At 66.3% G+C, this 19,810-nt stretch carries 20 protein-coding genes and 2 pseudogenes; 16 read left to right on the top strand and 6 right to left on the bottom strand.

All coding sequences use genetic code 11. The annotated features are described in order from the left end of the window. The coding region (locus OC159_RS10485) for an IS66 family transposase (protein WP_265501096.1) at positions 1-363 on the top strand (363 nt) is incomplete at its 5' end. 69 nt (positions 364-432) lie between these two features. Here the strand turns inward: OC159_RS10485 and OC159_RS10480 are convergent. After that, positions 433-629, bottom strand: a pseudogene (locus tag OC159_RS10480) (transposase); the annotation flags it as partial. 50 nt (positions 630-679) lie between these two features. Between OC159_RS10480 and OC159_RS10475 the strand changes: the two are divergent. After that, a pseudogene (locus OC159_RS10475) lies at positions 680-1,512 on the top strand (transposase). Here OC159_RS10475 and OC159_RS10470 read toward each other — a convergent pair. Beyond that, positions 1,431-1,703, bottom strand: coding sequence for a hypothetical protein (locus OC159_RS10470; protein ID WP_265501100.1), 273 nt, complete (start codon positions 1,701-1,703; stop codon positions 1,431-1,433). The pseudogene OC159_RS10475 and the gene OC159_RS10470 overlap by 82 nt on opposite strands. A gap of 2 nt (positions 1,704-1,705) precedes the next feature. Further along, on the bottom strand, positions 1,706-2,020 hold the full coding sequence (locus OC159_RS10465; protein ID WP_265501095.1) for a hypothetical protein: 315 nt from the start codon (positions 2,018-2,020) through the stop codon (positions 1,706-1,708). Between the two features lie 198 nt (positions 2,021-2,218). Here OC159_RS10465 and dusA point away from each other — a divergent pair, with 198 nt between their 5' ends. Continuing rightward, positions 2,219-3,211 carry a tRNA dihydrouridine(20/20a) synthase DusA gene (gene dusA, locus OC159_RS10460; RefSeq protein ID WP_265501094.1) on the top strand — a complete coding sequence of 331 codons (993 nt, stop codon included), beginning with the start codon at positions 2,219-2,221 and terminating at the stop codon, positions 3,209-3,211. Between the two features lie 38 nt (positions 3,212-3,249). On the opposite strand, the gene mazG is transcribed toward dusA, so the two are convergent. After that, positions 3,250-4,059, bottom strand: a complete 810-nt coding sequence (mazG, locus tag OC159_RS10455; RefSeq protein WP_265501093.1) for a nucleoside triphosphate pyrophosphohydrolase — start codon at positions 4,057-4,059, stop codon at positions 3,250-3,252. A gap of 64 nt (positions 4,060-4,123) precedes the next feature. Here mazG and OC159_RS10450 point away from each other — a divergent pair, with 64 nt between their 5' ends. From OC159_RS10450 to ggt, 11 genes are all read left to right on the top strand, one after another. After that, positions 4,124-5,290 carry a M20 aminoacylase family protein gene (locus OC159_RS10450; RefSeq protein ID WP_265501092.1) on the top strand — a complete coding sequence of 389 codons (1,167 nt, stop codon included), beginning with the start codon at positions 4,124-4,126 and terminating at the stop codon, positions 5,288-5,290. 129 nt (positions 5,291-5,419) lie between these two features. Beyond that, positions 5,420-5,752, top strand: a complete 333-nt coding sequence (gene yajC / locus OC159_RS10445) for a preprotein translocase subunit YajC (RefSeq protein WP_265501091.1) — start codon at positions 5,420-5,422, stop codon at positions 5,750-5,752. Between the two features lie 15 nt (positions 5,753-5,767). Further along, a complete protein-coding gene (gene secD / locus OC159_RS10440) occupies positions 5,768-7,432 on the top strand; it encodes a protein translocase subunit SecD (RefSeq protein ID WP_265501090.1) in 1,665 nt (554 codons plus the stop codon). 1 nt (position 7,433) lies between these two features. Then, complete coding sequence (secF, locus tag OC159_RS10435; RefSeq protein ID WP_265501089.1) at positions 7,434-8,429, top strand: protein translocase subunit SecF; 996 nt, start codon at positions 7,434-7,436, stop codon at positions 8,427-8,429. Further along, the gene (locus tag OC159_RS10430) at positions 8,429-8,779 is read left to right on the top strand and encodes an Mth938-like domain-containing protein (protein WP_265501088.1); all 351 of its coding nucleotides are present in this window, start codon (positions 8,429-8,431) and stop codon (positions 8,777-8,779) included. Before secF ends, OC159_RS10430 begins: the two co-directional genes overlap by 1 nt. Further along, the gene (gene ccmA / locus OC159_RS10425) at positions 8,776-9,405 is read left to right on the top strand and encodes a heme ABC exporter ATP-binding protein CcmA (RefSeq protein ID WP_265501087.1); all 630 of its coding nucleotides are present in this window, start codon (positions 8,776-8,778) and stop codon (positions 9,403-9,405) included. Before OC159_RS10430 ends, ccmA begins: the two co-directional genes overlap by 4 nt. Continuing rightward, entirely contained in the window at positions 9,402-10,058 is a 657-nt protein-coding gene (ccmB, locus tag OC159_RS10420) for a heme exporter protein CcmB (RefSeq protein WP_265501086.1), read from the top strand. Before ccmA ends, ccmB begins: the two co-directional genes overlap by 4 nt. A gap of 40 nt (positions 10,059-10,098) precedes the next feature. Then, positions 10,099-10,824 carry a heme ABC transporter permease gene (locus tag OC159_RS10415; protein ID WP_265501085.1) on the top strand — a complete coding sequence of 242 codons (726 nt, stop codon included), beginning with the start codon at positions 10,099-10,101 and terminating at the stop codon, positions 10,822-10,824. Continuing rightward, a complete protein-coding gene (ccmD, locus tag OC159_RS10410) occupies positions 10,821-10,964 on the top strand; it encodes a heme exporter protein CcmD (RefSeq protein ID WP_265501084.1) in 144 nt (47 codons plus the stop codon). The genes OC159_RS10415 and ccmD overlap by 4 nt, the downstream gene beginning before the upstream one ends. After that, on the top strand, positions 10,957-11,499 hold the full coding sequence (locus tag OC159_RS10405) for a DsbE family thiol:disulfide interchange protein (protein WP_265501083.1): 543 nt from the start codon (positions 10,957-10,959) through the stop codon (positions 11,497-11,499). Before ccmD ends, OC159_RS10405 begins: the two co-directional genes overlap by 8 nt. Positions 11,500-11,567: 68 nt before the next feature. Next, a complete protein-coding gene (ggt, locus tag OC159_RS10400) occupies positions 11,568-13,373 on the top strand; it encodes a gamma-glutamyltransferase (RefSeq protein WP_265501082.1) in 1,806 nt (601 codons plus the stop codon). Between the two features lie 690 nt (positions 13,374-14,063). Here the strand turns inward: ggt and acnA are convergent. After that, positions 14,064-16,844 (bottom strand): aconitate hydratase AcnA, encoded by a 2,781-nt coding sequence (gene acnA, locus OC159_RS10395; protein ID WP_265501081.1) that lies wholly within the window; start codon positions 16,842-16,844, stop codon positions 14,064-14,066. A 239-nt stretch (positions 16,845-17,083) separates the two neighbouring features. On the opposite strand from acnA, the gene OC159_RS10390 reads away from it, so the two are divergent. Together OC159_RS10390 and OC159_RS10385 are read left to right on the top strand one after the other, a co-directional pair. Beyond that, entirely contained in the window at positions 17,084-18,034 is a 951-nt protein-coding gene (locus tag OC159_RS10390) for a DUF1223 domain-containing protein (protein ID WP_265501080.1), read from the top strand. Between the two features lie 115 nt (positions 18,035-18,149). Next, on the top strand, positions 18,150-18,761 hold the full coding sequence (locus OC159_RS10385) for an inner membrane-spanning protein YciB (protein WP_265501079.1): 612 nt from the start codon (positions 18,150-18,152) through the stop codon (positions 18,759-18,761). Positions 18,762-18,773: 12 nt separating this feature from the next. Here the strand turns inward: OC159_RS10385 and OC159_RS10380 are convergent, their stop codons facing one another. Next, on the bottom strand, positions 18,774-19,655 hold the full coding sequence (locus OC159_RS10380; protein WP_265501078.1) for a hypothetical protein: 882 nt from the start codon (positions 19,653-19,655) through the stop codon (positions 18,774-18,776). Positions 19,656-19,810 lie beyond the last annotated feature (155 nt).

Here is a 19,810-nt window from a genome sequence, read left to right as displayed (position 1 = left end):
TGGCTTCAGGCACAACGCCGAAAGATCTCCACCAAGTCCCGGTTGGGCGAAAAGCTGACCTACATCCATAACCACTGGGAGCGGCTGCAAACCTTCCTGACCGACGGGCGCATCGAGATCGACTCCAACAGGGTCGAAAACCTGATCCGCCCCATCGCCCTCAATCGCAAGAATGCGCTCTTCGCCGGCCATGACGAGGGCGGCGTCGCGTGGGGCCGCATCGGGTCACTGATCGGAACCTGCAAGATCAACGGCGTCGAGCCCTTCGCCTACCTCAAAGCCACCCTGACGGCGATCGCCAACGGCCACCCGCAAAGCGACATCGACGACCTGCTGCCCTGGAACTTCAAGTCGTCAAGCTGAACGGCCGGTGATTTCCAGCAAACGCTTACGCTGATCCTGTATGCCGATCTCCTGATTGGAGGGGATCTAGTCGAGCAGTTCGGGCAGCATGGAGGCGTCGCCCACGTCGCTGGTGGTAAACTCGGCAGCCCGATTTCCAAGGTATTCTCATCGATTCCGATGTGGATCTTGCGCCAGATGCGGCGTTTGGGGCCACCGTGCTTGCGTGTGTTTCACTCGCCTTCGCCTTCAAGGATGTCAAAGACAAGGTGCCTAGGCCGTGTTGACAAAAGGGATTCACAGGTCGCGCTGATCATGGCTCAAGCTGGTCTCTGCGATGGGGACCAGCTTGGCACGGGACCTGATGCCGGACGACGAGTGGGCGTTCCATGAACGCTCCATCCTCGCCGTTCGCGCGCCGAACGGCCGCAGACCCCTGAACAATCGTCCTGGTCTGGACGGCATTTTCTGGATCGCACGGACGGGATCGCCTTGGCGCGACCTGCCCGAAAAGTTCGGCAAGTGGTCCAGCGTCCACCGCCGGTTTCGGCGGTGGACCCTCGCGGGGTTCCGGGAGCAGATCATGGGCGCATCGAACGAAAGCGGGCTGGTTCCCGACGCCCTTCAGATGATCGACAGCACCGTAGTCCGCGCCCATCATCCGGACAGCGGGCGCAAAAGGGGGACTCCGAGACAAGGTTTCGGCCGTTCGAGAGCGTCCGGTGGGAAAACGATCCACTGGATCGTTTTCTGGACCACCTTCCACTTCGCGACCAAGATCCACCTCCGGGTCAACGGTGCAGGCCCCCCATGAGGTCGCATATTTCGCCGGGCCAGACGTCGGACCATCTGGGCTTCGATCCGGTCCTGGACGACAACCTGCCGGAACCTTGCGTCCTGCTGGCCGATCGCGGCCATGCCTCTGACAAGGTTCGTAAAACATGGAGGCGCGCAACGTCGTGCCCGCGACACCCATGCGGAAGTCACGGAAACTGCGCGTGGCTGTCGACCGCAAGCCCTACCGGCTGCGGAACCTTGCCGAGCGGTGCTTCAACAAGCTCAAGAACGCCCGCCGCGTCGCCTACCCGCTACGACAAGACCGCCGAGAGCTTCCCAGGCTTCATCGACATCACCTCGATCCGCCTCTGGATACGCCATTTGTCAACATGACCTAGCTTCTTCTTGCCAAAGTCGCTTGCCTTGAGCCATTCGAGCTGTTGCCGGCCTGAACGGCCGAGATGTTTGTGAGCGGCCAGACGCGCATTGAATGCATCGGTGACAGTGTCGTGGCTTCTTGCCGCGGTCTTGAAACCGTTGATCTCGATTTCTGCGAGCTTCTTTCTCTTCCACCTTCGCGCCACGCTCAGCGTAGGGAACGTTTTTGTGAAGCTTGATTGACGCCTTCGTAACTCTTGCGGATCTGCACGCGGAACGAGCGCTTGCCGTACTCCCCCGGGACCTCTTGTATGTTCGGTTCAACGCTGCGAGACTTAGCATTGGACTTGCGGCGATTACCTGAAGTTGTCGGATCGTCACTTTGTGAGGTTGAAGCGTGGCCTTGCCTCGGGACCTGACCGTCGTCCGCTGCCGTCTCAGCAGGGGCTTTTGCAATCAAAGACGCACGAAAGTGATGCATGTGGATGACGTTCTCGGACATGCTCAAGTCTTCATAGTTCATGATCTCGAGGAAATTGGTTCGTGCTTCTGAATGCGGAAATGGTGGCCTCACAATGTCAGACGGGGGCGCTATGGCTGCCGCGAGGTGCAGCGCGTCAAACTGCTACGCGGTAGCAACTTTGTCCGCAAAGCCTCTCGAAACCTGGCAAAATCCGGTGAAATACGATCCCGGAACGAACGGGCGCACGAGAAAACAACCATGAATAATTATTTGGTTTCCAAGGCTTACTCAGCGTCACGCCTCAGCGTGGCACCCATGATGGACTGGACCGACCGGAACTGCCGGCGGTTTCACCGAATGATGTCGCGGCGCGCACTGCTCTATACCGAAATGGTGACCGCGCCGGCTATCGTCCATGGCGACCGCCCGCGGCTTCTGGACCTCGATGCAGCCGAGCATCCGGTGGCGCTGCAACTCGGTGGTTCGGACCCGGCCGAACTGCGCGAGGCGACGCGCATTGCCGCTGACTGGGGCTATGACGAGATCAACCTGAATTGCGGCTGCCCCAGCGACCGTGTACAGTCCGGTGCCTTCGGCGCGGTGCTGATGAAGACCCCGCAGCTGGTCGCCGACTGCGTGACGGCCATGCAGGCCGTCAGCCCGGCCGAGGTCACGGTCAAGTGCCGCATCGGCGTCGACGATCAGCAGGCCGACGAGGTGCTGCCTGCCTTCATCGACACGATGCGGGAGGCCGGCATCCGGCGCATCATGATCCATGCCCGAAAGGCGTGGCTTCAGGGCCTGAACCCGCGCGAGAACCGCGAGATCCCGCCGCTCGACTATCCGCTGGTTCATGCCATGAAGGCGCAGTTCCCGGACATGCACCTTTCGGTGAACGGCGGCATCGCCAGTCTGGAGCAGGCGCGCGATCACCTGCAGGTCATGGACGGGACGATGATCGGACGTGCCGCCTATCATGAACCCTGGAACATCCTCGGTGCCGCTGACCGACTGTGGGGCGATGCGCCGCCCTTCGACGATCCGCTTGACGTGGCGCGCGCGATGCGGCCGATCATCGTGGATCACCTGGGGAATGGCGGTCGCCTACACCAGTTCACGCGCCACATGCTGGGCCTCTTTCACGGCCGCCCCGGTGCCCGCAGCTGGAAGCGGACGCTGTCCGAAGGCGCCTCGAAAGGCGGGATCGAGGTGTTCGATGCCGGGCTGGAGCAGGTCGCCCAGCCCGCCTGACCGGCGCTACCCAGCCAATCAAATGCGCGGGCGCTGCCTCAGCCCGCCTTTTCCGCCCGCTTGGCCTCGTCCCACAGCCGATCCATCTCGGCCAGGTCGCTGCCTTCGGGACGGCGACCTTCGCCGGCGAGTGCCGCCTCTATGGACTGGAACCGGCGGGTGAACTTGGCATTCGCCCGGCGCAGCGCCAGCTCTGGGTCGATCTTCAGGTGGCGCGCCAGGTTCGCCATGACGAACATCAGGTCGCCGAATTCCTCCTCCAGCGCATCCGGGCCCAGGTGGTCGCGCGCCTCGACCAGTTCGGCCGTCTCCTCGGAGATCTTGGCCAGCACGTCGCCGGGTCCCGGCCAGTCGAAGCCCACGCGTGCGGCGCGGTTCTGCAGCTTCACTGCCCGGGTCAACGCCGGTAGGCCAAGCGCCACCCCGTCCAGCGTACCGCGTTCCGCCTTGCCGGCACGTTCAACCGCCTTGATCGCTTCCCAATCCTTGACCTGCTGCTCGGCGGACTTGTCGCGGGACTCGTCGCCGAAGACATGCGGATGGCGGAAGATCAGCTTGTCATTGATGGCCGCGGCGCAATCGGCGAAGTCGAACATTCCGGCTTCGTACGCGATCTGCGCCTGGAAGACCACCTGCAGCAGCAGGTCGCCCAGCTCCCCCGGAAGCTCGTCCCAGGCCTCGCGCTGGATCGCGTCCTCGACCTCGTGGGCCTCCTCTATCGTGTAGGGGGCGATGGTGGCGAAGGTCTGCTCGATGTCCCAGGGGCAACCCGTCTGGGGGTCGCGGAGCGCGGCCATGATGCCCAGAAGGCGGGTGATCTCGGCGGCGGGGTCGCGTGTGTCGGCCATTGCAATTCCCTTGCGGACGCTGAAGATGCCCCTTCGACTGCCACAGCGAAAGGCCCAAGTCCACATGCCCGTCCTGAACCGCATCGCCGATTTCGCCGCAGACATGACCGCTTGGCGCCGCCACCTGCACCAGCACCCGGAACTGGGCTTCGACTGCCACCAGACCGCCGCCTTCGTGGCCGAGCGGCTGCGGGACTTCGGCGTCGACGAAATCCACGGCGGGATCGGACGCACCGGCATCGTGGCGATCATCAGCGGGCAGGGCGATGGTCCCACGATCGGCCTGCGCGCCGACATGGACGCGCTGCCGATGGACGAGGCGACGGGTGCCGAGTGGGCCTCGACCGTGCCGGGACGGATGCATGCCTGTGGCCATGATGGGCACACCACGATGCTGCTGGGCGCGGCAAGGTACCTGGCCGAGACCCGCAACTTCGCCGGCCGCGTCGCGCTGATCTTCCAGCCCGCCGAAGAGGCCGGGGGCGGCGGCGAGGCGATGGTGCAGGACGGCATGATGGACCGCTTCGGCATCAGCCGCGTCTTTGCCATGCACAACAACCCGGGCCAGCCGGAGGGCAGCTTCCAGACGACGCCGGGCCCGATCATGGCCGCCGTTGACACGTTCGAGATCCACCTGAAAGGTCGCGGCGGGCACGCAGCCCTGCCGCACCTGACCGCCGATCCGGTCGTCGCCGCCGTGGCCGTGATCAGCGCGATCCAGACGATCTCCAGCCGCAACCACTATGCGCTGGACGATCTTGTGCTGTCGGTGACGCAGATCCACGCGGGCAGCGCCGACAACATCGTCCCCGACACGGCCTATGTCTGCGGCACCGTGCGAACCTTCGCGCCCCATGTGCGCGACATGGTGCGCCGCCGCATGATCCAGATCTGCGAAGGGCAGGCCGCCGCCTATGATGTCGAGATCCGGCCGGATTACATCGAGGGCTATCCGGCCACGGTCAACGACCCCGACCAGACCGACTTCGCCGCAGCCGTTGCCCGCGAGATCGCAGGCGACGCCGGCGTCGTCGCTGATGCCGGCCGCGAGATGGGCGCCGAAGATTTCAGCTACATGCTGAACGCGCGGCCGGGCTGCTACCTGTTCCTCGGGCAGGGCGACGGGCCGGGCGTCCACAACCCGACCTACGACTTCAACGACGACGTCGCCCCCGTCGGCGCCAGCTTCTTCGCCCGTCTGGTCGAGCGTGCGCAGCCCGTCACCCGCTGATCACGAAGGCGTTTCGGCTCCTTGCGCCACGTCGCGCGGGCGCTTTCTTGCCAAGGACGGGCGGCGCGGCTAGGTTGCGCGCCAATCCTGACGCGGCCCCGGCCGCGACCCTGACCGAAAGGACAATAGATGTTCGTGACCCCCGCCTATGCCCAGGCCGCCGGCGGCGCCGGTGCGGGCGCTGCCTTCGCGCAGTTCATCCCGCTGATCCTGATCTTCGCGATCATGTATTTCCTGATGATCCGCCCGCAGCAGAAGCGCCTCAAGCAGCACCGCGCCATGGTCGAAGCCGTCAAGAAGGGCGACCAGGTGGTGACGCAGGGTGGCATCCTCGGCAAGGTTTCGGCCGTTCGCGATGACGAACTGGAGGTCGAGATCGCCCAGGGCGTCCGAGTCCGCGTGATCCGCAGCACCCTGGCCCAGGTGGTCAGCAAGACCGAACCGGTCGCCGCCAACAACTGAAAGGCGTAAGCCACAATGCTGCAGATTGACCGCTGGAAGCGCATCCTGATCATCGGGATCTGCCTTCTGGGCCTGCTCTACGCGCTGCCCAATGCCTTCTATTCGCGGGTCGAGGCGCATAACGACGCCGTGGCCCAGATCGAGGCGACGGGTGTCGAGACGCCCGAACTGGCGGCGGCGCGCGACGGCTGGCCGTCCTGGATGCCCAGCAGCCTGATCAATCTGGGCCTGGACCTGCGCGGCGGCGCCCATCTTCTGGGCGAGGTGCAGGTCGATCAGGTCTACAAGGCCCGCATGGACTCGCTCTGGCCGGAACTGCGCCGGGCCCTGGCGGACGAACGCGAGACGGTGGGCGCCATCCGCCGCGTGCCGTCCCCCGAAGGCACGCTGGCCATCGAGATCGGCAACCCTGACCAGATGGCCCGCGCGGTCGAGATCGTGCGCGGCTTTTCCACACCGGTGACGACGCTGACCGGCGCGGGGCAGCAGTCGTTGGTGATCCAGCCGCAGGGCGCGACCCTGACCATCCAGCTGTCTGACGCCGAAAAGGCCGTCACCGACGACCGCACTATCCAGCAGTCGCTGGAGATCGTGCGCCGCCGCGTGGACGAGGTCGGCACCCGTGAACCCACCATCATGCGCCAGGGCGAAGATCGCATTCTGATCCAGGTTCCGGGCATCGGCTCGGCCAGCGAACTGAAGGACCTGATCGGGACCACCGCGCAGCTGACCTTCAACCCGGTCGTCGGCAGCACGGGCGACGCGGACGCGCAGCCGGGGCTTGGCCAGACGGTTGCGCCCTCGGTCGATCAGGAAGGGTTGTTCTACATCCTTGAGGACAGCCCCGTCGTCACCGGGGAAGATTTGGTCGACGCGATGCCGGCCACCGACGAGAACGGTCTGCCTTCGGTCAACTTCCGCTTCAACCCGACCGGCGCGCGCGCCTTCGGGGCCTATACCTCGGCCAATATCGGTCAGCCTTTCGCCATCGTGCTGGACAACGAGGTCATCTCGGCCCCGGTGATCCGGTCCGCGATCACCACGGGGTCGGGCCAGATCTCGGGCTCGATGGACTTCGAGCAGGCGAACCGTCTGGCCGTCCTGCTTCGTGCCGGCGCCCTGCCGGCCGAGATGACCTTCCTGGAAGAACGCACCATCGGTCCGGAACTGGGCCAGGACAGCGTCGATGCGGGCAAGGTCGCGGCCGCCGTCGGTTTCGCAGCCGTGGTCGCGCTGATGATCCTGTCCTATGGCCGCTTCGGCGTCTTCGCGACGGTGGCGCTGGCCTTCAACATGCTGCTGCTGTTCGCGGTCCTGTCGGTGATCGGCGCAACGCTGACGCTGCCCGGAATTGCGGGGATCGTGCTGACCATCGGCATGGCGGTCGATGCGAACGTGCTGGTCTTCGAACGCATCCGCGAGGAACTGAAGACCGCCCGCGGTCCCGCCCGCGCGATCGAGCTTGGCTACGAAAAGGCCATGTCGGCCATCGTCGACGCCAACATCACCACGCTGATCATCGCGGCGATCCTGTTCGTGCTGGGATCTGGCCCGGTCAAGGGCTTTGCCGTGACGCTGACGATCGGGATCGTGACCTCGGTCTTCACCGCGCTGTTCCTGACCCGCCTGATCACCATCATGTGGTTCGAACGCGCCCGCCCGAAAGAGATCGAGGTCTGACATGGCATTCCGTCTGAAACTCGTCCCCGACGAAACCCGCATCGACTTTTTCCGCTGGCAGTTCCTGACCTTCGGCATCTCGACCATCCTGATGGTCGCGTCGGTGATGGTGGTGTTCCTGAACGGGCTGAACTTCGGCATCGACTTCCGCGGCGGCACGACGATCCGCACGGAATCGGTGCAACCCGTCGATGTCGGCGCCTATCGCCAAACGCTGGAGCCGCTGAACCTGGGCGATGTCGCCATCACCGAGGTTTTCGATCCGACCTTCGGGCCGGAACAGAATGTCGCCCAGGTCCGCATCAGCGCCCAGGACGGGGCCGAGGCGGTAACGCCCGAAACCATCGCCGCCGTTGAAAGCGCGCTGCAGCAGGTCGACCCCTCGATCACCTTCCCGTCGGTCGAATCGGTCGGTCCCAAGGTGTCGGGCGAGCTGGTGCAGACGGCGATCTACGCCGTTCTGGCCTCGCTGGTGGCGATCTCGATCTATATCTGGCTGCGGTTCGAATGGCAGTTCGCGATGGGCGCCATCGTGTCGCTGGTCCATGACGTGCTGATCACGATGGGCGTCTTCGCGCTGTTCCAGATCCGCTTCGACCTGACCACCATCGCGGCGCTTCTGACCATCGTCGGCTATTCGATCAACGACACCGTCGTCGTCTTCGACCGCCTGCGGGAAAACCTGATCAAGTACAAGACGCGCGCTCTGCGCGACCTGATGAACCTGTCAGTGAACGAGACGCTGTCGCGGACCGTGATGACGTCGGGCACGACACTGGTGGCGCTGATCGCGCTCTTGGTACTGGGCGGCGACGTGATCCGAGGCTTCGTCTTCGCGATCACCTTCGGCATCCTGATAGGCACCTATTCGTCGATTTATGTTGCCAAGAACGTCGTCCTGTGGCTGGGCGTGCGCCGCGACTGGGGCAAGCCCGATCCCAAGGACCCCAAGACGCGCCGCAACGTGTCGCCCTTCGAGGGCGCCGAGGAGGTCTAGTGCTGGAGCCGACCGACTTCGATGGCCAGAACGCGGTCGACAGCTATGGCCCCGGCTTCTTCCGCGTCGCGGGAAGGGTCCATCACGGCGGCATCGTCGTCGAGGGCGATCGTGTCCAGCCCTGGCAGGGGCTGGATGATCTGGCGCCGCTGCAGGCGCTTGCCGGCCGCGTCGACGTGTTGTTTCTCGGGCTGGGCGACCAGATCGGCTATGCGCCCCGGGCGCTGGTGACCCTGCTCGACGGGTTCGACATCCGGGTCGAGGCAATGGCCTCGCCCACGGCCGCGCGAACCTACAACGTCACCCTGTCCGAGGGCCGCCGCGTCGCCTGCGCGCTGCTGCCCCTGTGACGCTGCTGGCCGTCGAGGATCTTGCCGTCTCTCGCGGCGGGATGCGGGCGGTCGAGGGGGTCCATTTTTCGCTGGATGCGGGGCAGGCGCTGATCCTGCGTGGCCCGAACGGCGTCGGCAAGACCACGCTTCTGCGCACGATTGCCGGGCTGCAACCGCCGGTCGCCGGACGGATCACCATCCCCGATGACGCCGTCGCCTATGCCGCCCATGCCGATGGGTTGAAGCCCGCCCTGACCGTGGCCGAGAACCTGCGCTTCTGGGCCCGGGTCTTCGGCGGCCAGGGGATCGCGGCGGCGCTGTCGGCCATGGATCTGCAGGCGCTGGCCGAGCGCCCGGCCGCCGCCCTGTCCGCGGGGCAGAAGCGGCGGCTGGGGCTTGCGCGACTGCTGGTGACGGGGCGCCCGCTCTGGGTGCTGGACGAACCGACGGTGTCGCTGGATGCGGCCTCGGTCGCACGTTTCGCTGGCGTGATCCGCGACCACCTGGGGCAGGGCGGTGCGGCGCTGATCGCCACCCATATCGACCTCGGCCTGTCCGAGGCGCGGGTCCTGGACCTGACGCCCTTTCGCGCCCGCCCCGGCCGCACCGCGCAACCCTCGGGCTTCAACGAGGCCTTCGCGTGATCGCGCTCCTGGCCCGCGACCTGCGGCTGGCCACGCGGGCGGGTGGCGGCTTCGGGCTGGGCGTCGCCTTCTTCCTGATCCTGTCGGCGCTGGTGCCCTTCGGCATCGGGCCCGACCGTGCCGCGCTGGCACCCGTCGCGCCGGGCATCCTCTGGATCGGGGCGCTTCTGGCCTGCCTTCTGTCGCTGGACCGCATCTTTGCGCTGGATCACGAGGATGGCAGCCTGGACCTGCTGGCCACCGCCCCCCTGCCGCTGGAAGGCGCCGTCGCCGTCAAGGCGCTGGCGCACTGGATCACGACCGGCCTGCCGCTGATCCTGGCGGCGCCGATCTTCGGCGTCCTGCTGCAACTTCCGCCTGCGGCCATGCCCTGGCTGGTGCTGTCGCTGCTGCTGGGCACGCCGTCGCTGTCGATGCTGGGGGCCTTCGGCGCGGCCATCACGGTGGGCCTGCGCCGCGGGGGGCTGCTTTTGTCGCTGTTGGTTCTGCCGCTCTATATCCCCACACTGATCTTCGGGGCCGAGGTGACGCGCCGCGGGGCCGAGGGCATGGCCGTCCAGACGCCGCTGGTGTTCCTGGCGGGCATCACGCTGGCGGTGGCGGCGCTGATCCCCTTTGCCGCTGCGGCCGCGCTGCGGATCAATCTGCGGTGAAGCCCTTGAGAAGGCGCCGCAAGCGCGGGTAGGAGAAAGAATGTCGATCTGGAAATATGCAAACCCGGCCAAGTTCATGCGCACCACCGACAGGTTGCTGCCCTGGCTGGTCGTGTCTGCCGCCGTCTGCTGCACCATCGGGCTGGTCTGGGGCTTCCTCACGCCGCAGGATTTCAGACAGGGCTCCACCGTCAAGATCGTCTTCCTGCACGTTCCCGCCGCGATGATGGCGATCAACATCTGGGTGATGATGCTGGTCGCGTCGCTCATCTGGATCATCCGCCGCCACCATGTCAGTGCCTTGGCCGCCAAGGCCGCCGCGCCCATCGGTGCGGTGATGACGCTGATTGCGCTGACGACCGGCGCAATCTGGGGCCAGCCCATGTGGGGCACCTGGTGGGAATGGGACCCGCGCCTGACGTCGTTCCTGATCCTGTTCCTCTTCTACGTGGGCTATATCGCACTCTGGTCGGCGATCGAGGACCCCGACAGCGCCGCCGACCTGACTGGCGTGCTGTGCCTCGTGGGGTCGGTATTCGCGCTGCTGTCGCGCTATGCGGTGCTCTTCTGGAACCAGGGCCTGCACCAGGGCGCCTCGCTGTCGGTCGCGCCGGGCGAGCGAATGAGCGCGGTCTATCGCCATCCCCTCTATCTCTCGATGCTTGGGTTCCTGCTGCTGTTCCTGGCGCTCTTGCTGATCCGCACCCGCACTGAAATCCGCAAGCGCCGCCTGGCGGCCCTCCAGGCACGGGAGATGCGCGCATGATCGATCTTGGGAAATACGCCGCGACCGTCCTGCTGGCCTATGGCGTCGGACTGGCGCTGCTGGCGGGGCTGGTCTGGCAGACGGTCGCCGCCAACGCCCGGGCTCGTCGCAACCTGCAAGAGCATGAGAAGAATGGCTAGGCTGTCACCGCTGATGATCCTGCCGCCCGTGGCCTTCGCGGCCCTGGCGGCGACGTTTCTCTGGGGCATGAACCGGGACGATCCAGGGGTGCTTCCCTCCACCATGATCGGCCGAGAAGCGCCTGCCGTTCCGCAGACGACGCTGCCGGGCAAGACGCAGCTGACGGATGCGATGCTGCGCGAACCCGGTGTCAAGCTGGTCAATTTCTGGGCCAGTTGGTGCCCGCCCTGCCGGGCCGAGCATCCGACGCTGATGGCGCTGTCCGAACAGCTGCCCGTCCATGGCATCGATCTGAAGGACCCCGAAGCCAACGCGCTGTCCTTCCTGCAGGACGACGGCGACCCCTTCGCCGCCCATGCCACCGACCCGCGCGGCCGCGCCGCCATCGACTGGGGCGTCACCGCCCCGCCCGAGACGTTCATCGTCAACGGTGAGGGGCAGATCCTCTATCGCTTCGCCGGTCCGCTGATCCGCGAGGACTATGAGAACCGCTTCCTGCCAGAGCTGCAGCGGGCGCTGGAGGCGGCGAACTAATCCTTCGGGTTGCAGGACGGGCCTGTCGGGGTCACACTGACGTCATCATGAACAGATGAGGTCAGGCGATGACACGGACCGGACTTGCACTTGCGCTGCTGTTGGGCAGCGCCTCATTCGCATCCGCGCAGCAGGCCGCCGACGCGCTGGCGCCTGAAGCCGCTTCGGGGGCGGACGTCGCGACCGAAGGCTTCGGCGACCTGACGCAGGCCGCCCGGGACGCGCTTGCCGCCAAGGCAGACGGGCAGCCGGTCACCGCGCAGAACTGGATGGTCGCCGCAGCGCATCCCCTGGCCGTTCAGGCCGGCGCGCGGGTGCTGGAACAGGGCGGTACCGCCGCCGACGCCATGGTCGCCGTCCAGGTGGTCCTGGGCCTGGTCGAGCCGCAAAGCTCCGGCTTGGGCGGCGGGGCTTTCCTCGTGTGGCACGACGCCGAGACAGGCGAGGTGACAACCTTGGACGGGCGCGAAACCGCGCCCATGGCCGCGACACCGACCCTGTTCCAGAACGAGGAGGGCGAGCCGCTGGAGTTCATGGAAGCCGTCGTCGGCGGCCGATCCGTCGGCACGCCCGGCACGCCCCGACTGCTGGAGGTCGCGCACCGCAAGTGGGGCCGCGCCAACTGGGCCAGCCTTTTCGACGATGCCATCCGCCTGGCCGAGGACGGCTTCACCGTCTCGCCCCGCCTGGCGACGCTGGTCGCGGAGGAAGGGGACGCGCTGGCGCGCTATCCGTCTACCACCGACTATTTCTTCCCTGACGGCGATCCGGTGGCGCAGGGCGCGACGCTGCGGAACCCGGCCTATGCCGAAACGCTGCGGATGCTGGCCGCCAACGGTGCCGATGCGTTCTATAGCGGAGAGATCGCGCAGGACATCGTCGCGGCCGTTCGCGGGGCCGAGGACAATCCCGGCCTGCTGTCGCTGCAGGACCTGGCTGCTTACGACGTGGCCGAACGTCCCGCCGTCTGCGTCGAATACCGCGACCACGATGTCTGCGGCATGGGCCCGCCGTCGTCAGGCGGTCTGACCGTGGGCCAGATCCTGGGGATGCTGGGCGGGTATGACCTCGCCTCGATGGGCGCCGAAAGCGCCGAGGCCTGGCGGCTGATCGGCGATGCCTCGCGCTTGGCCTTCGCGGATCGCGGCCGCTACATGGCCGACAGCGACTTCGTTCCCGTGCCGGTCGAGGGGCTGATCGACCCCGATTACCTGGCCGAGCGGGCCGAGCTTCTGGGGGGCGACGACAGCCTGCCAGAGGTCAGCGCCGGCACCCCCGTCTGGAGCCACGCGATGCTCTGGGGCCAGGACAGCGCGCTGGAGTTGCCGTCGACCACGCATATCTCGATCGTGGACAGCGATGGCAACGCCTTGTCCATGACCACGACGATCGAGAACGGCTTCGGGTCGCGCGTCATGGCGGCCGGGTTCCTGCTGAACAACGAGTTGACCGACTTCAGCTTCGAGACCCATGATGAGGCCGGCTGGCCCATCGCCAACGCCGTCGCGCCCGGAAAGCGGCCCCGGTCGTCGATGGCGCCGACGATCGTGCGGCATGACGGAGAGCCGGTGATGGTGATCGGCTCGCCCGGCGGCAGCCGCATCATCGGCTATGTTGCCAAGGCGCTCGTGGCGCATCTGGACTGGGGCATGAACATCCAGCAGGCCGTCGCGACGCCGAACCTGGTTAACCGCTTCGGGCCGATGGATGTCGAGGCGGGACTGCCCGCCGCGCTGACCGACGAGCTGTCGGCCATGGGCTTCGAGGTGAACGAGACCGATCTGACCTCTGGTCTGCAGGGGATCGTGATCACGCCGGACGGCATGGAAGGCGGCGCCGATCCCAGGCGCGAGGGGATCGCCATCGGCGGTTGATGCCTTCGTGGATGGGGGCTGCTGCCCCCGTCTTCTCGCCGAGCGTTTCTGGACAAGGAAGAACTGACGGGGCGATTCGTTGGGCGCAGCGCTTCTACATCATCGAGGTTGATCGGGTTCGCGGGATGCGTTCGTTGTGAAGCGCCGTCTTCGTAAGCACGATGACAGCACGGTTACCGGAAGCGCCGCGTCTGCAGTTCTTTGCTGGCATCGGTGTCCGCATGGAAGGCGAGCCGAGCTGGCCCGATCTTTCGCCCGTGAAGGGCGAACTTGAGCATCCACCGGTGTGATGCAGTGATGGCACGCACCTCCAGCCTAGCCCGTGGGGTGGAAGGATATACCAGACCCGAACGTTTCCCGGTACCGCCGCCGGTATCGACAGGCTTTCCCCCCTTCGCGACCATGCGCCAAAGGGCGTGCGCGATGCGAAGCCTCGCGCGGTGCAGCTGGTCGTCGCATTTACGGCACACGAGCCCCAGTTGAAGGTCCCACAGCTGTGGGGGCTGCCGGACATGACGCGCAGTGATACTAACGATGCGTTGACGATGGTCGCGGCCTCCGGACGGTCGGTGCTTTGGCTCTGTACCAACGATGCGACGGATTTGCCGAGCCGAAGTCGATCCGGACCGCCCGTCCGACAGTGCAACGAAAAACCCCCGGCGAGGTGCCGGGGGTCTTGTCTTCTGTCGATCAGGCCGCGGCCAGATTCCGCAGCACGTAGTGCAGCACGCCGCCGTTCTTGAGGTAGTCGATCTCGACCTCTGTATCGACGCGGGCCTTCAGCTGGATCTCCTTTACCGTGCCGTCGGCATAGGAAATGGTGCAGGGGACCATCGACAGCGGCTTGAAGTCGCCCGACAGCCCGTCGATCGAGATCACCTCGTCCCCGGTCAGGTTCAGCGTGTTGCGGTTGTCGCCGCCTGTGAACTCGAACGGGACGACGCCCATGCCGACCAGGTTCGAACGGTGGATGCGCTCGAAGCTCTCGGCGATGACGGCCTTGACGCCCAGAAGGTTGGTGCCCTTGGCCGCCCAGTCACGGCTGGAGCCTGCGCCGTATTCGATGCCACCAATGACGACCAGGGGCGTATCCTGGTCGGCATACTGCATGGCGGCGTCGAAGATCGCCTCCTGCTCGCCGTTCGGGCCCTTTGTATAGCCGCCCTCGACCCCGTCCAGCATCTCGTTCTTGATGCGGATGTTGGCGAAGGTGCCGCGCATCATGATCTCGTGGTTGCCGCGGCGCGAACCGTAGCTGTTGAAATCGCGCGGGGCGACCTGGCGCTCGGTCAGGTACTGCCCGGCCGGAGTGGTCGGCTTGAAGGAACCTGCCGGAGAGATGTGGTCGGTCGTGATCATGTCGCCCAGAAGCGCCAGGATACGGGCGCCCTTGACGTCGTCGATCTTGCCCGGCTGCTGGGACATGCCCTGGAAATAGGGCGGGTTCTGGATGTAGGTCGACGAGGCCGGCCAGTCATAGGTCTCGCTGTCGGTGATCTCGACGGCCTGCCACCGCTCGTCGCCCTTGAAGACGTCGGCGTATTTCGCCTGGAACATCTCTCGGGTGACGACGCGGTCGACCATGTCCGACACCTCCTTGGAGGTCGGCCAGACGTCCTTGAGGAACACGTCCTGGCCGTCCTTGCCCTTGCCAAGCGGCTGGGTGGTCAGGTCGATGTTCATGTCGCCCGCCAGCGCATAGGCCACGACCAGCGGCGGCGAGGCCAGATAGTTCGCGCGCACGTCGGGCGAGATGCGCCCTTCGAAGTTGCGGTTGCCCGACAGGACCGACACGGCCACCAGGTCGTTGTCGTTGATCGCCTTCGAGATCTCGGGCTGCAGCGGGCCAGAGTTGCCGATGCAGGTGGTGCAGCCGTAACCGACCAGGTTGAAGCCGATCGCGTCCAGATCCTCCTGCAGGCCGGCGGCCTCCAGGTATTCCGACACGACCTGCGACCCCGGCGCCAGCGAGGTCTTCACCCAGGGTTTGCGGTCCAGACCCAGTTCACGCGCCTTGCGTGCCACCAGACCCGCCGCGATCAGCACGTAGGGGTTCGACGTGTTGGTGCAGGAGGTGATCGAGGCGATCACGACCGACCCGTCGCGCATCTGGTAGTTCTGGCCTTCGACGCCGGCCGTGTTCAGGTGGCCGTGGTCGGCGCCCGGGATCTGATCGGGGCTGGGCGAGGGCGATCCACCCTCCTCGGTCATCTCGGCCTTTTCCTCGGCCGGAACCGAAGCGGCGGGGCGGATGCCCTTGATGTAGTCGCTGAAGGTCTGCGCGGCTGCCGTCAGCGCGACGTGGTCCTGCGGGCGCTTGGGGCCCGAGATGGCGGGCACGACGTCGCCCTGGTCCAGCTCCAGCGTCGAGGAGTAGACGGGGGCATAATCGGCGGTGCGCCAGAAGCCGTTTTCCTTGGCATAGGCCTCGACCAAAACGATGCGGTCATCGTCGCGGCCGGTCTGGCGCAGATAGCGCAGGGTTTCGTCGTCGATGGGGAAGAAGCCGCAGGTGGCGCCGTATTCGGGTGCCATGTTTGCGATCGTCGCGCGGTCGGCCAGTGGCATGTTGTCCAGACCTTCGCCGTAGAATTCGACGAATTTGCCGACGACGCCATGCTTGCGCAGCATCTGCACGACCTTCAACACCAGGTCGGTGGCGGTCACGCCCTCGGTCAGGGCGCCGGTGATCTTGAAGCCGACGACCTCGGGGATCAGCATCGAGATGGGCTGGCCCAGCATCGCGGCCTCGGCCTCGATCCCGCCGACGCCCCAGCCGAGAACCGCCAGGCCGTTGACCATGGTGGTGTGGCTGTCGGTGCCGACCAGCGTGTCGGGGTATGCGACGGTCGCGCCGTTCTGGTCGGTGTCGGTCCAGACGGTCTGCGCCAGATATTCCAGGTTCACCTGGTGGCAGATGCCGGTGCCGGGCGGGACGACGCGGAAGTTGTTGAACGCCTTCTGGCCCCATTTCAGAAACGTGTAACGCTCCATGTTGCGCTCGTATTCCAGCTCGACGTTGCGCTGGAAGGCGCGGGGGGTGCCGAACTCGTCGATCATGACCGAGTGGTCGATGACCAGGTCGACAGGGTTAAGCGGGTTGATCTTCTGCGCGTCGCCGCCAAGCGCCTTGATGCCGTCCCGCATCGCGGCAAGGTCCACGACCGCCGGAACGCCGGTGAAGTCCTGCATCAGCACGCGGGCAGGGCGATAGGCAATTTCGCGAGGATTCCTGCCGCCCAAGGTGGCCCATTCAGCGAAGGCCTTGATGTCGTCCAGCGACACGGTGTGGCCGCCATCCTCGAAGCGGAGCATGTTCTCCAGCACGACCTTCAGCGCGGCCGGAAGTTTCGAGAAGTCGCCAAGGCCGGCCTCGGTCGCGGCGGCGATGGAGTAGTAGTCGACTTGGCTGCCGCCGACCGCAAGCGTGCGGCGCGTCTTGGCGGTATCGGTTCCGGTCTGGATGGGCATCAGGGCCTCCCTGTCTGCAAGAATGGATGGGTCGGGCATGCGTGCCCCTGCTTTGCCCCATCGAGGGGACGCGCGCAAGGGTGGCATGGTCGAATTGTATGCAATCGCATACCAGATAGCGTCCTGTTGCTCAAGCGGCACGACGGGCGATATCAAAGAAGGTTGACGAAGCCTTGATTTGGCCTTTCCTCGCTGGTCCAGCTATCACCGTTCGGGTGAAACGTGACGGGAATCGAGACATGGTCGCCTGGCTGGAACCTGGGCTTCTGCGCAAGGTTGCGCGAGGGGCGGCCGCAGCGCTGGTGGTGCTGGCGCTGGGGTCGGTGCCGGTCGCCGCGCAGGACGCACCGTCAGGCCTGACGGAAACGGCCGAGGTCGCCGAGGCTCCGCTGATCCTTGCGCCCGACGACGCGGCGCGGATGGCGCCCTCTGCCTCGGCGCTGGTCGAATCCGGCGGGGTCAACAGCTTTGCCGCAATGGACGCGCCGCCGCCGGTCAGCGAAAGCCTGCCGTCGGCCTCTCTGCCCGTGGTGGTCGAGCTCTTCACCTCGCAGGGCTGTTCGTCCTGCCCGCCCGCCGATGCCATGCTGACCATGCTGGCGGGAAAGGAGGACGTGCTGCCGCTGTCCTTCCACGTCGACTACTGGGATTATCTCGGCTGGGCCGACAGCTTTGCCCGGCCCGAATTCACCGATCGCCAGCACGACTATGCGAGCGCTGTCGGCGAGCGGTCGGTCTATACGCCACAGATGATCGTCGACGGGCAGGATACCGCAGTCGCGCCGGGGCCCGCCCAGCTGATGGGGCTGATCGACGCGCACCGCTATGCCCCCGCGCTGCTGAGCGTCCAGCGAGAGCCGACCGCCGAGGGCGAGCTGATCGAGCTGATGCCGCTGTCGGACCTGGGCGGCGGCGTCGACATCGCGCTGGTCCGCTATGCCCCCAAGCGGGAAGTCCGCGTGAAGGCGGGCGAGAACCGGGGCAGGGTCGTCACCTACAGCAACGTCGTGCTGTCGCTGGAACACCTGTCGAGGTGGGACGGGCGCGCGCCCCTGCGCCTGACGGTGCGGGCCGAACATGTCGCCAACGCGGCCTTTCCCAAGGACACCCGGCACGCGCTGCTGGTGCAGCGGATGCGCGGCGAGGATGACCTTCCCGGCCAGATCCTGACCGCGATCCGGCTGGACTGAGCGGCCCGCCCTTGCATCGGGCACCCTGACACGCGACATGTCAGGCGACGGGCGCGGGTGGCGCCGATGGTGAAACCTTTGGCCCCAAGGGGCGACGCGACAGGAAGGCCGTTCGATGGACAAGACGAAACCCTGGGTCAAGCCGGTGCTGGAGTTCGGGCCGCTGATCCTGTTCTTCGCGGTGTTCATGCTGTTTCGCGGACGCGACGTCGTGCTGTGGGGCGAAAGCTATGGCGGCTTCATCTTCGCCACGCTGGTCTTCATCCCGGCGCAGGTCGTCAGCACGCTGATCCAGTGGCGCCTGTCGGGCAAGCTGGCTCCGATGCAAGTGGCGACGCTGGTCCTCGTGGTCGTCTTCGGGGGCATGTCGGTCTGGCTGAACGACCCGCGTTTCTTCAAGCTGAAGCCCACGATCATCTATGTCCTCTTTGCCTCGATCCTGGGCGCTAGCCTTGTGCTGCGCCGCAACTGGCTGGGTGCCGTTCTGGGCGAGGCGCTGCCGCTGGACGCCGAGGGCTGGCGCAAGCTGACCCTGCGCATGGCGCTGTTCTTCCTGGCGCTGGCCGTCGCGAACGAGGTGATCTGGCGCAACCTGTCGGACACGACCTGGGTCTACTTCAAGACATTCGGCCTGCCGGTCCTGCTGTTCGTGTTCCTTCTGGGGAATGCCGGGCTTTACCGTGCCCATGCGCTGCCCGATAAGGCACCCGGAGACGACCGCGTCTGACGTCCGCGAAGCTCAGGCACGGGCACCCACAAGCGACGGACCCGCCAGCAGGCGCGACCAGCGCGGTTGTGGGCGCCCCGGCAGGTGGTGGCGCAGCAGCCCCAGCGGCAGCGCCCAGGGGTGGCACAGCGCCGCACGATAGAAATCGAACAGGCCTCGCCGAAGATAGGGCGTCCAGTGCGACATGCGCCGTGCCCCGCGGTCGGTCGGGAAGCCCAGATCGGCCAGCGCATCCAGCGTGGCCCCATCGTCGATCTGCAGGTCGATCCAGTTGCCGCGCGGCTGCGCCAGCCCGTTGCCAAGCGCGCGATGACGCCCCCGCGTCAGAAGCTGTTCCAGCGCAAAGTCGAAGACGTCGTTTTCCCGGGCGGTGACGTTCAGGATTTCGGCGCCGGCTCCGGCGGGCTGGCGCAGGGCCTCGGCGGCGGAATGCTGAAATTCGGCGGCGTTCAGCAGGATGACACGGCCCACGCTGCCCGCCTCGGCCGTTGCGATGGCCTGCAGGGCCACGCGGCCGCCGAGCGAGTGGCCGATCAGGCCGACGGGGCGCCCGGCCCGGTCTGACAGCTGCGACAAAAGGCGTCCCAGGCCCGCGCCGACATCGGCTGCCTTTTCATAGGCGGCGCGAAGTCGACCACGCGCGTCCCATCCCAATGCGATCGCCAGCCCCTCGCCATCCTGTCCGCTGAACCCCAGCGCGCGGGGCCAGGACGGCGCATGCGGCAGATCATCCGGCGACAGGATGTGGCGATGCGGATCATGGGTGGGGATATGGGGCGAAAAGCGATAGCCGTGCAGCATGACGATGATGGGGGCGCCCGGGGGCAGGTTGCCTGCGGCCCGCAGAATGGCGGGGGGCACCTCTGATCCGGCATTGACCTGCATCACCGCCATCGAACGCCCTCGCCAAGCTCCGTCACCCTTCGGGTACCGCAAGCCTGCGACAGGGCCGTGAAGAAACCGTTAAGCCAGCGTGACGCGCAATGAGGCAGAGCACGCCCGGCTGCGCCGATCCGTGCGGTTCGGAAAGGCCGAAATTCGCTGCACGA

The organism is Paracoccus beibuensis, assembly GCF_026162625.1.
Classification (GTDB): domain Bacteria; phylum Pseudomonadota; class Alphaproteobacteria; order Rhodobacterales; family Rhodobacteraceae; genus Paracoccus; species Paracoccus beibuensis.
This window is presented reverse-complemented; position numbering and strand designations above follow the sequence as displayed.